Annotated in this window: 10 protein-coding genes; 8 read left to right on the top strand and 2 right to left on the bottom strand. The window is 58.8% G+C overall.

The window, feature by feature from the left end; genetic code table 11:
• Positions 1-59: 59 nt before the first annotated feature.
• Both AC2FLX_RS14910 and lexA read left to right on the top strand, forming a co-directional pair.
• The gene (locus tag AC2FLX_RS14910; RefSeq protein WP_496811062.1) at positions 60-1,232 is read left to right on the top strand and encodes a molybdopterin molybdotransferase MoeA; all 1,173 of its coding nucleotides are present in this window, start codon (positions 60-62) and stop codon (positions 1,230-1,232) included.
• Positions 1,233-1,310: 78 nt separating this feature from the next.
• Entirely contained in the window at positions 1,311-2,009 is a 699-nt protein-coding gene (gene lexA / locus AC2FLX_RS14905) for a transcriptional repressor LexA (protein ID WP_480750457.1), read from the top strand.
• A 7-nt stretch (positions 2,010-2,016) separates the two neighbouring features.
• On the opposite strand, the gene AC2FLX_RS14900 is transcribed toward lexA, so the two are convergent.
• Complete coding sequence (locus tag AC2FLX_RS14900; protein ID WP_496811061.1) at positions 2,017-4,032, bottom strand: ComEC/Rec2 family competence protein; 2,016 nt, start codon at positions 4,030-4,032, stop codon at positions 2,017-2,019.
• A 77-nt stretch (positions 4,033-4,109) separates the two neighbouring features.
• Between AC2FLX_RS14900 and gltX the strand changes: the two genes are divergently transcribed.
• Complete coding sequence (gene gltX / locus AC2FLX_RS14895; protein WP_496811060.1) at positions 4,110-5,510, top strand: glutamate--tRNA ligase; 1,401 nt, start codon at positions 4,110-4,112, stop codon at positions 5,508-5,510.
• A 122-nt stretch (positions 5,511-5,632) separates the two neighbouring features.
• On the top strand, positions 5,633-6,928 hold the full coding sequence (locus AC2FLX_RS14890; protein WP_480750454.1) for a citrate synthase: 1,296 nt from the start codon (positions 5,633-5,635) through the stop codon (positions 6,926-6,928).
• Positions 6,929-6,981: 53 nt separating this feature from the next.
• Here AC2FLX_RS14890 and AC2FLX_RS14885 read toward each other — a convergent pair whose 3' ends face one another.
• Entirely contained in the window at positions 6,982-8,049 is a 1,068-nt protein-coding gene (locus tag AC2FLX_RS14885; RefSeq protein ID WP_496811059.1) for a PA0069 family radical SAM protein, read from the bottom strand.
• Between the two features lie 298 nt (positions 8,050-8,347).
• On the opposite strand from AC2FLX_RS14885, the gene AC2FLX_RS14880 reads away from it, so the two are divergent.
• The 4 genes from AC2FLX_RS14880 to AC2FLX_RS14865 all read left to right on the top strand — a co-directional run bounded on the left by AC2FLX_RS14880 (position 8,348) and on the right by AC2FLX_RS14865 (position 10,980).
• Positions 8,348-9,046, top strand: a complete 699-nt coding sequence (locus AC2FLX_RS14880; RefSeq protein WP_480750452.1) for a corrinoid protein — start codon at positions 8,348-8,350, stop codon at positions 9,044-9,046.
• A gap of 65 nt (positions 9,047-9,111) precedes the next feature.
• Entirely contained in the window at positions 9,112-9,813 is a 702-nt protein-coding gene (locus tag AC2FLX_RS14875) for a hypothetical protein (RefSeq protein WP_496811058.1), read from the top strand.
• Positions 9,786-10,238, top strand: a complete 453-nt coding sequence (locus tag AC2FLX_RS14870; RefSeq protein WP_496811057.1) for a Hint domain-containing protein — start codon at positions 9,786-9,788, stop codon at positions 10,236-10,238. Before AC2FLX_RS14875 ends, AC2FLX_RS14870 begins: the two co-directional genes overlap by 28 nt.
• A gap of 76 nt (positions 10,239-10,314) precedes the next feature.
• Positions 10,315-10,980, top strand: a complete 666-nt coding sequence (locus AC2FLX_RS14865) for a DUF1638 domain-containing protein (RefSeq protein ID WP_496811056.1) — start codon at positions 10,315-10,317, stop codon at positions 10,978-10,980.
• Positions 10,981-10,989 lie beyond the last annotated feature (9 nt).

Raw genomic sequence — 10,989 nt, 5'->3', positions numbered from 1 at the left:
ATCGGCGGTATACGCGTTCTTTTGAAAGATGGTGGAAAATCCGGTCGTTACGAGGCGAAATGATTACGGTAGACGAAGCCCGCTCTCTGCTGTTCGATCTGGTTTCGCCATTGCCAACCGAACCCGTTGGCCTGACGGATGCTGCCGGGCGTGTTCTGGCAGAAGATGTCTCGGCAACCCGCGACCAGCCCCCGTTCGCGGCTTCATCGATGGACGGGTATGCCGTCAAATCCGCAGAGGTCGAACTGCACGCGATGTTCAAAGTGGTTGGCGAGGCGGCAGCGGGCCACCGTTTCAGCACCACTGTGGGCGCGGGTCAGGCGGTTCGCATCTTTACCGGCGCCCCGATGCCCAACGGCGCGGATTTCGTCGTCATTCAAGAGGATGTCGATCGCCGTGGAGATCTGATCACCATTTCACGTGATCCCGGTACCAAGTCGAATGTCCGCCCCGTCGGCATCGATTTCGCAAAAGGAACAATAATTCAGGCACCTCGCGTTCTGCGGGCCGAGGATGTCGCCCTGATGGCGGCCATGAATATCCCGGAAGTTCCGGTTGTGAAAAAGCCCGAGATTGCCCTGATCTCGACCGGGGATGAGTTGGTCATGCCGGGTGAAATCCCCGGCCCCGATCAGATCATCGCGTCGAACACGTTTGGCCTCAAGGCGCTGCTTGAAGGGGTCGGGGCACATGTCCGCATCCTGCCGATTGCCCGCGATACGATATCCTCGCTGGAGACCGCGTTTGGATTGGCCAAAGGGGCCGATCTGGTTGTCACCATCGGCGGCGCATCCGTAGGCGACCACGATCTGGTTGCCGATGTAGCCGCCGGACTGGGCATGGAGCGCGCGTTCTACAAGATCCGAATGCGGCCCGGAAAACCGTTGATGGCCGGGCGCATCGGGCAGACGCCAATGGTCGGCCTGCCGGGCAACCCGGTGTCGGCAATGGTTTGTGGCTATCTGTTTCTCGCGCCCATGGTGCGGCGCATGCTTGGCCTGTCGGATGTCGTGCCCGCCTTTCGCCGCGCACGCCTTGCCGCGCCGCTGTCCCGGAATGGACCGCGCGAGCACTATATGCGCGCCACGATCGACGAAAACGGCATCCGCGCCTGCGACGATCAGGACAGTTCTCTGCTCAGCGTTCTGGCCCGCGCCGATGCCCTGCTGGTGCGACCACCGGACGATCCCGCACGTAATGCCGGGGACCAGGTCTTGTATCTCCCATTGTAGAACTGGCTCATATCCGTTGACACAAAACGTGAACATGCGTAGAACAAAAGCAAACGCATGAACGATGAGGTATGAGCGATGCTGACAAAGAAGCAGTTGGATTTGCTGGAATTCATCCACAAGCGCCTGCAACGGGATGGCGTGCCGCCCAGTTTCGACGAGATGAAAGAGGCGCTGGATCTCAGGTCCAAGTCCGGCATCCATCGTTTGATCACGGCGCTGGAAGAACGCGGCTTCATCCGCCGCCTCGCGCACCGCGCCCGCGCCATCGAGATTGTCAAACTGCCCGAAAGCCTGGGCGGCGAACCAACGACCGGGTTCAAACCCCGTGTAATCGATGGCGACCGCCCGGAAGGGCCGCGTCCCGCAAATGTCGAACCGGTCGTGGCTCATGCGCTCGAGGTGCCTGTCATGGGCCGGATCGCCGCCGGTGTCCCGATCGAGGCGATCAGCCATGTCTCGCATCAGGTCGCGGTTCCGGGTTCCATGCTATCCGGCAAGGGACAGCACTACGCGCTGGAGGTGCGCGGCGACTCGATGGTTGAAGCCGGGATCAACGACGGCGATGTCGTGGTGATCCGCGAAACCTCGGTCGCCGATAACGGCGACATCGTCGTTGCGTTGGTCGAGGATCAGGAGGCCACTCTGAAACGCTTTTTTCGCCGGGGCGCCACCATCGCGCTGGAGGCCGCGAACCCCGCCTATGAAACCCGCGTCCTTCCTGCCGACAAGGTCAAGGTGCAGGGACGGCTGGTCGGGCTGATCCGAACGTATTGATACCTGCCTACGGTGACCAAAGCCGCGCTCCCGAAAGCGCGCGGCTTTGTTGGATCTGACCGCCGGAAATCGCCAGGCTCCCCGTCATGGACAACTTGGCCGGATCGAACAAAAGGCAATCGCCCGAAAGGTTTAGTGGAACCTGAGAGACAACGATCTGTTTCTCCGAGCACGTGGTGAGGCCACCGGCCATCTTTTTGCCGGTAATGTGGACAAGCTCGACATCGCCAAGATCAATCCGGCGCAGCATGTCCTCATCCTGAGGCCAGCGTAGCGCCGCCTGTTGCTGGTCTGCCCCATCCCCGTCGTTCTCCAGCCAAACCGACGCAATGAATCCCGCTCCGCGCGCCTTGCTGAGTGCGCGCCCTTCTGGCGTCATCACGCCGACCAAGGCGCCGGTATCCGCCACAAGAATTTCGGGCCGCGTCCCCTGCCCCCACAAGGAGAGCGCGGCGACCACGCCGACTGCACCGAACCAGCGGAAGCACCCCTGCCACAGGATCAGGAATAACGCGGCCAGAGTCAGCGCAGGCAACACATAGGTCGGTGGACTGACGACATAACCCCTTGCGCCGTCAAGCGTGGAAATCCACTCCGCAACGGCCAGTATCCAGCGCAGGCCGACCCCCATCAGCCCCAAACCGATCCATTGCAGTCCAAACGGAGCCAGCAACGCCGCCAGAACCGCCGCCGGGATGACAAGGCTTCCCATCACAGGAACGGACAACAGGTTTGCCAACAGGCCAAAATGTGCCAGCGCATTGAAATGCGCCGCCGCGACCGGCGCCGTCGCAAGGCCGGCGACCGCCGAAGACAAGACCAGCGCAAAAACAGACCGGAATGGACCGCGCATCACCGCGATCTCAGAGTTCCGGAGCGCGCCAAACACGGCGACCAGTGCGGTGGTCGCGGCAAAGGACATCTGGAAACCGGGGCTGAGCAAAGCCTGAGGTTGCAGGACCAGCACGATCGTGGCCGCAACCGCCACCGCCCTTAGCGATATTGCGCGACGGTCCACGAGGATTGCACATAACATGACTGCCACCATGACATAGGCGCGCTCGGTCGCGACGCTGCCGCCTGAAAGCAACAGATAGGCGGTGGCGGCCCCCAGCGCCAGCACAGCGGCAATCTTTTTGACCGGCACGCGCAACGCCAGTGCGGGAATCAGGGACAGGGCGATACGTGTGGCGGAGAAAATAAATCCGGCCAGCAACCCCATGTGAAGCCCGGAAATTGCAAGCAGATGGGCCAGATTGGATGCCCTGAGCGCATCCAGCGTTTGCTGTCCGATCGCGCTCCGGTCTCCGGTGGTCACGGCAGCTGCAAACCCACCGAGATCCCCCGGCAACTCGGTTCGAATGTGATTGGAGATCGCGGTCCGCACCGCTGATATCCGAACACCTTCCCGCCCCATTCCGGGCGGCGAAGCAGTCAAGACCGGCACGCGCGTATACCCTACGGCCCCGAGGCGCTGAAACCATGCGTGACGACGAAAATCAAATCCGCCGGGTTCCACCGGCCCTTGCGGCGGCGACAGATGTCCGGTCGTCATGATCCTTTGGCCCGGTACCAGCGGCACGGTGCCACCGTGCAGGGAAATTCGGATGCGCGCGGGGCGCTCCCCCTCCGGTACACCGTTGAGGCGCACCTGATCGAGCGTTACCCGCAGCGCATCCGAAGCAGACCGATCCAGGCCTACGACCCTCCCCTCTATGGGGCCATAGTAGCGCCATTGCAGAATCGGCTCTGCCACGTTGTGCGCGTGCGCCCCGGCAAGGATCAGACCCCCGGCCGACAGCGCCAGCGCCCATGCAATTGGTGCCCACGCGGCGGTTGCAAACCATGCAGCAAGAAGCGAAACAAGCATCACCAGCCCCGCCCCGACGTATTCGGACGGACCGGGTTCGCGGCTCAGAGCGAAGTACCCCCCGATCCCGATGGCCAGAAAAACCGGCACCCAGGGAAACAGAAACCCGCGCTGAGCCAGCATCGCCGCCTCGACCCTTGCCAGTATGCGCATGGTTGCTCCTGCCCGCCTGGCTCGTTAGACAAGCGCAAACTAGAACCTCATTGGTTACCAAAAGGTAAACGCCAGATATGTCAGAAAAGATCGTCACCCGCTTTGCCCCCTCTCCCACCGGCTTTCTGCACATCGGAGGCGCACGCACCGCGCTGTTCAACTGGCTCTATGCCCGCGGTCGGGGCGGCAAATTCCTGTTGCGGATTGAAGACACCGATCGCGAGCGGTCCACGCCCGAGGCCACGGATGCGATTCTGCAGGGGCTGAGCTGGCTGGGGCTTGATCACGATGGTGATGTGATCAGCCAGTTCGAAGGCGCAGCGCGCCATGCCGAAGTTGCGCACGAACTACTGGCTCAGGGCAAAGCCTACAAATGCTTTGCAACACAGGACGAAATTGCGGCCTTTCGCGAACAGGCGCGGGCCGAAGGAAAATCCACGCTATATCTCAGCCCGTGGCGCGACGCCGACCCCTCGACACATCCCGATACGCCTTTCGCGATCCGGATCAAGGCGCCGCAAGATGGTGTCACGGTTATCCGCGACAAGGTTCAGGGTGACGTCACCATCCGCAACGACCAGCTTGACGACATGATCCTGCTGCGTTCGGACGGGACGCCGGTTTACATGCTGGCCGTGGTGGTGGACGACCACGACATGGGGGTCACACACGTCATCCGCGGCGATGATCACCTCAACAACGCCGCGCGCCAGATGATGATCTATGAAGCCATGGGTTGGGATGTGCCCGTGTGGGCACATATTCCGCTGATCCACGGACCAGACGGCAAAAAGCTGTCCAAGCGTCACGGCGCACTCGGGGCGCAGGAGTATCAGGCGATGGGATATCCGGCCGCGGGCATGCGCAATTATCTGGCGCGCCTGGGCTGGAGCCATGGGGATGACGAATTTTTTACCGATGTTCAGGCGCAGGAATGGTTCGACCTTGATGGTATCGGCAAAAGCCCTGCGCGCTTCGACCTCAAGAAACTGGAGAACCTGTGCGGTCAGCACATAGCGATTGCGAGTGATGCTGCGTTGCGGCAGGAGATCGAAGCCTATCTTGCCGCAGCAAATCTTTCCGCGCTTACAGCAACGCAATCAAGCGACCTTGAACGTGCGATGTATTGCCTCAAGGATCGGGCCAGAACCTTTCCGGAACTTCTTGAAAAAGCTCGTTTTATCCTCACGGCCCGACCAATTGAGCCAGATGAGAAAGCAGCAGCCGCCCTCGCGTCAGTATCCGACGGTATACTGAATGAATTGACGCCGCATCTGCAAAATGCTAGCTGGACGCGAGATGGACTGGAGGATAACCTCAACGCATTCGCTGAAATGCAGGGGGTCAAGTTCGGCAAGTTGGCCGGTCCCTTGCGGGCGGTGCTGGCAGGTCGGGCAGTAACGCCTTCGGTATTTGACATGATGCTTGTGTTGGGGCGAGAAGAAACCCTGGCACGGCTTTCCGATGCAGTGAACTAGGTCCCGCACCTTCGGTCGGGCAACGCTGCTCCGCAAAGACCAGGACTGCGCAGCCATGCGCAGCCGTTGCCCGCAGGTACGGACATCGGTCCGCGCCGCGTATGATTGAGGAAGGGACACCCATGACTGAAAGCCAAAAAACAGCCACTCTGACTGTACATGGTAAAAGCTTTGAGCTGCCGGTCTTTTCTCCGACTGCTGGCCCGGACGTGATTGATATTCGCAAGCTTTACAGCATGGCGGATGTGTTCACCTATGATCCCGGCTTTACTTCGACAGCAAGTTGCGACAGCACCATCACCTATATCGACGGTGAAAAGGGCGAACTGCTGCACCGGGGCTATCCGATCGACCAGCTGGCCGAGAAATCGCATTTCCTTGAAGTCTGCTTCTTGCTGCTTTACGGGTATCTACCGCAGGCTGAGGAACTCGAGCATTTCGAGACCACGATCAGCCGCCACACGATGATCCACGAGCAGATGCACTATTTCTTCCGTGGGTTCCGTCGCGACGCTCATCCGATGGCAACCATGGTGGGTGTCGTCGGTGCGATGTCCGCGTTCTATCACGACTCCACCGATGTCAATGACGAACGGCAGCGTGAAATCGCAACGCATCGCCTTATCGCCAAGATGCCGACCATTGCCGCGATGGCCTATAAATACTCTGTCGGCCAGCCGTTTATGTATCCGCGCAACGACCTCGATTATGCGTCCAATTTCCTGTACATGTGCTTTGCCGTTCCGGCCGAGGACTTTCAGGTTAACCCGATCCTCAGCCGCGCGATGGATCGCATCCTGACGCTGCACGCCGATCACGAACAGAACGCCTCGACCTCGACCGTGCGTCTGGCCTCGTCTTCGGGTGCGAACCCGTTTGCCTGCATCGCAGCCGGTATCGCCTGTCTCTGGGGGCCTGCTCATGGCGGCGCCAACCAGGCGTGCCTGGAAATGCTGGAAGAGATCGGTTCGGTTGACCGCATTCCCGAATACATCGCCCGCGCCAAGGACAAGAACGATCCGTTCCGTCTGATGGGCTTTGGCCACCGCGTTTACAAGAACTTTGACCCCCGCGCCAAAGTGATGAAGCAGTCCGCCGACGAGGTGCTGGATCTGTTGGGCGTTGAGAACAACCCCAAACTTCAGGTTGCCAAGGCGCTGGAGAAGCAGGCGTTGGAAGACCCGTATTTCATCGACAAGAAGCTGTTCCCGAATGTCGACTTCTACTCGGGCATCATCCTCGAAGCGATGGGCTTTCCGACCTCCATGTTCACGCCTATCTTCGCCTTGTCGCGTACCGTTGGGTGGGTGAGCCAGTGGAAAGAGATGATCGCCGATCCACAGAACAAGATCGGTCGTCCGCGTCAGTTGTACCTAGGCGAAACTCTTCGCGACTACGTCGACATCGAAAAGCGCTGACCGACAGAAACAGCCGGAAAAATGTCCCCGCCATCGGCGGGGCATTTTCGTCTTCAGAACAGCGACAACTGATCGCCGGACTGGGCGGGCACCCGAAACAGATCGCACCTCAGTGGTGGTGTTTGGATCAACAATCCGATTCTGCGCGTTGCGGCCTTGAACCGCTGCGAAATCATTTCGGCATATTGCCCCTCGCCCCGCATGCGATGTCCCCAGCGTGGATCATAGTCCTTGCCGCCATGCATATCGCGTAGACGCGACATGATCTTGTCCGCGCGACCCTCATAGTGCTGCGCCAACCATTCCTGCCACAGCTGCGACACCTCGCGTGGCAGCCGCAACATGATCCAGCTGGCCGCATCGGCCCCCGCATCCCGCCCGGCCTGCAGCATGTCCTCCAGTTCGTGATCCGTCAGGCCGGGAATTATCGGCGAAGTCATCAGGCGCACGGGCACGCCTGCTCCGGTCAACCGTTCGATCATCTGCAATCGGCGCCTGGGCGCGGGTGTGCGCGGCTCCATCCTGCGCGACAGAACCGGGTCCAGCGTCGTGACGGATATCCCCACGCGCACCAACCCCTGCTTTGCCAAACGAGACAGAACATCCAGATCGCGCTCGATCAATGCCCCTTTGGTCACGATCGCCACCGGATGCCGAAATTCCTCCAGAACCTCCAGGCAAGCTCTTGTGATAAAGCGATTTTTTTCTACCGGCTGGTACGGGTCTGTATTTGTGCCCAAGGCAATCGCGCCAACCTTGTAGGACCGCGCACTCAATTCCCGACGCAGGATTTCAGCCGCATTCGGTCGCGCGACAAGCCGCGTTTCAAAATCCAGCCCTGGTGACAGCCCCAGATAAGCGTGCGTTGGGCGCGCAAAACAATAGGGACATCCGTGTTCGCACCCGCGGTACGGGTTGATCGAACGATCGAACGGCAAGTCCGGGGACCGGTTGAACGTGATCAGGCTTCGGGCGATCTCGTCGCTCACCACCGTGCGCAGTGTTGGCACGTCTTCTTCCAGATCCCAACCGTCGTCCACGGACACGGTACTGTGCTTTTCGAACTGTCCCGTTTTGTTCGACGTCACGCCCCTGCCGGGCGCATGTACGTGCAGCGGCATTGCAATCTCCCACATGAACCACAATCCATTTAGAACAATACGTGAACATCTGCAATATTCTCGGTCAGCCATTTAAGCAAAACCCAACCTTGTGCGAGTTGAAGCTGCACGAGATGGATATGAGGCGGCCTCAGCTTCTTTCTGAAGAACATTCAATCGATCTGAGGCAAAATATTTCCTATACGTCGGTTGCGTAGCGGCCCATGTCGCAATCGACACAGTGAAATTATGGCAAACTGGCAAAACGGACCAAATTGCCACTCGGGGGCTTTGCCCCTTTAGCTCAGGGAAACGGCTTATGTCGGATGAAGAAGACATCGTCCTGTCGGAATTGAACGACGAGGAACTCGTCGAACAGATGTTTGACGACCTTTATGACGGCCTCAAGGAAGAGATCGAAGAAGGCGTAAACATCCTGCTTGAACGGGGTTGGACACCGTATAACATCCTCACGAAGGCTTTGGTCGGTGGCATGACCATCGTCGGCGCCGACTTCCGTGACGGCATCCTGTTCGTTCCCGAAGTTCTGCTGGCCGCCAACGCGATGAAAGGTGGCATGGCCATCCTCAAGCCGCTTTTGGCCGAAACCGGCGCACCGCGCGTCGGCAAGATGGTCATCGGCACCGTCAAGGGCGACATCCACGACATCGGCAAGAACCTCGTGTCGATGATGATGGAGGGCGCGGGCTTTGAAGTTGTCGATCTGGGCATCAACAACCCGGTCGAGAACTATCTGGAAGCGCTTGAGAACGAAAAGCCCGACATTCTGGGCATGTCCGCTCTGCTGACCACCACCATGCCGTATATGAAGGTCGTGATCGACACCCTGGTCGAACAAGGCCTGCGTGACGAATACATCGTTCTGGTCGGCGGTGCCCCGCTGAACGAGGAATTTGGCAAGGCCATCGGCGCTGACGCCTATTGCCGTGACGCGGCAGTTGCGGTTGAAACCGCCAAGGATTTCGTCTCGCGCAAGCACAACCAGATGGCTGGCTGAAACACCCCACCCACTCTATGAAAAGGCCGCCCGATCACGGAGCGGCCTTTTCCTATGACAAGTGCGTGAACCGCACCACAATCCCCGACCACCTAATTTACCCCATCTTAACCCCTTGTTATTTAGCGATAGTTAAAAGTTCCAGGGGTTCACATGCCAACTACATTCAACGCTATTTTTCTGGGTACATTTCCGAGATCGACACTGTCGAAAGCAACAACAACGCAGAAAATGCAGAGGCTCTTGTTGGTCTCACGGTCGGAAGCGAAACCGAGCCATTGTATACAAACGCTGTTACCTGGAGTCCTGTCGGGGATGTCGGCACGTTCTATGACATGAACAACCCACCGTTCGAGCAATTCTCCATCGACAATGGTCCAGCGCAAACCTTTGACGGCGTGGCAATTTACAATGCCACGCTGACTTATGTCGATGGCTCAACTGCCACGATATCCGCTGTGATTTCGCAAGACGTTGATGGAAATACCTATCTCGTACCCGAATTCTCGCCCAATACCGATCAGGATGCTCTCGAAGCCGGCGCTATACAATCGATTTCTCTGGACAGCGTTGCACGAAACACAGGCATTGCCGGCACCAACGCTGATCGGCAAGCATGGAACATAGTCACCTGTTTCGCCAAAGGTACACGTATCAAGACCGCCAAAGGCTGGAAGCGCGTCGAAACCCTCAGACCCCCGACGACCAAATCTGTACACTGGATAGCGGCCCGCAGGAGTTGCGCTGGATCGGCAGCCGTACGGTAGAGGCAACCGGCGCATATGCTCCGGTGCTGTTCCGCGCAGGCGCCATTGGCAACACCCGGGATCTTTTGGTCTCGCAACAACACCGCATGCTGGTGCGCAACTGGAAAGTCGAACTTCATACGGGCCAGCGCGAAGCGCTGGCACCTGCCAAGTCGCTGATCGACGGCAAGAATATCGTGTTGCAGCCCGGGGGTAACATCACCTATTTCCACCTGCTTTTCGATCGTCACGAGTTGATCTGGGCCGATGGGTGCATAAGCGAAAGCTTTCATCCCGGCGAATTGGCTTGGAACAGCATGGAAAAGGCGACGCAACAGGAAATCCTGTCTCTCTTTCCTGAAATGGAAGCAAACGGACTGGCCTCATATGGCCCCAGTGCCCGCCCCACTTTGTCTACGTTTGAAACTCAGGTGTCGGTTGCCTGATTTCCAGTGTCGGAACAGGACTTGCCCCGGCGGTCAATGAAGATAACTCTGAGTGCAACGCACAAGGAGATCTCGATTGACCGCACATCAACCGCCCCAGGATCGCCATCTTACGACCACCGGGTTCGACGCAAAGACCAGCTCGGGGCGTATCCTGCTGGTCGCATGTGGCGCGCTGGCGCGGGAAATCCTGGACATCCGCGACCGCAATGGATGGGATCACATGGATCTCACCTGCCTGCCAGCTATCCTTCACGTCACACCGGAAAAAATCACCGAGGCGGTACAACAAGCGGTCGCCAAGCATAGAGCCAAATACGAGAAGATCTTTGTGGTCTACGCCGATTGCGGGACCGGAGGCTTGTTGCAGCGGGCCTGTGACGATCTGGGAGTCGAAATGGTTGCCGGACCACACTGCTATTCCTTTTTCGAAGGCAATGACGCTTTTTCGGCGCGCGACGAAAGTGACACGACGGCGTTTTACCTCACCGATTTCCTGACCCGTCAGTTTGATGCGTTCGTATGGAAACCTTTGGGGCTTGATCGCCATCCACAGCTCAGGGACATGTATTTTGGCAATTACACCAAACTGGTCTATCAGGCGCAGACGAACGATCCGGCATTGGTCGAAAAGGCAAAGGCCTGCGCCGCGCGGATGGGGCTGGAATTCGAATATCGCTTCACCGGTTATGGCGATCTGGAAACCACGCTTACCGATTGGTCTGAGCAGGTTTCAGAATAAAGGCACCGC

It is taken from the genome of Ruegeria sp. YKSF57 (assembly GCF_059612585.1).
This window is presented reverse-complemented; position numbering and strand designations above follow the sequence as displayed.

Bases quoted from the DNA above. Each gene is read 5' to 3' on its own strand.
- AC2FLX_RS14900 (WP_496811061.1), bottom strand. From the start codon at position 4,032: ATGCGCATACTGGCAAGGGTCGAGGCGGCGATGCTGGCTCAGCGCGGG.
- AC2FLX_RS14880 (WP_480750452.1), top strand. From the start codon at position 8,348: ATGTCGGATGAAGAAGACATCGTCCTGTCGGAATTGAACGACGAGGAA.
- AC2FLX_RS14890 (WP_480750454.1), top strand. From the start codon at position 5,633: ATGACTGAAAGCCAAAAAACAGCCACTCTGACTGTACATGGTAAAAGC.
- AC2FLX_RS14885 (WP_496811059.1), bottom strand. From the start codon at position 8,049: ATGCCGCTGCACGTACATGCGCCCGGCAGGGGCGTGACGTCGAACAAA.
- gltX (WP_496811060.1), top strand. From the start codon at position 4,110: ATGTCAGAAAAGATCGTCACCCGCTTTGCCCCCTCTCCCACCGGCTTT.
- lexA (WP_480750457.1), top strand. From the start codon at position 1,311: ATGCTGACAAAGAAGCAGTTGGATTTGCTGGAATTCATCCACAAGCGC.
- AC2FLX_RS14910 (WP_496811062.1), top strand. From the start codon at position 60: ATGATTACGGTAGACGAAGCCCGCTCTCTGCTGTTCGATCTGGTTTCG.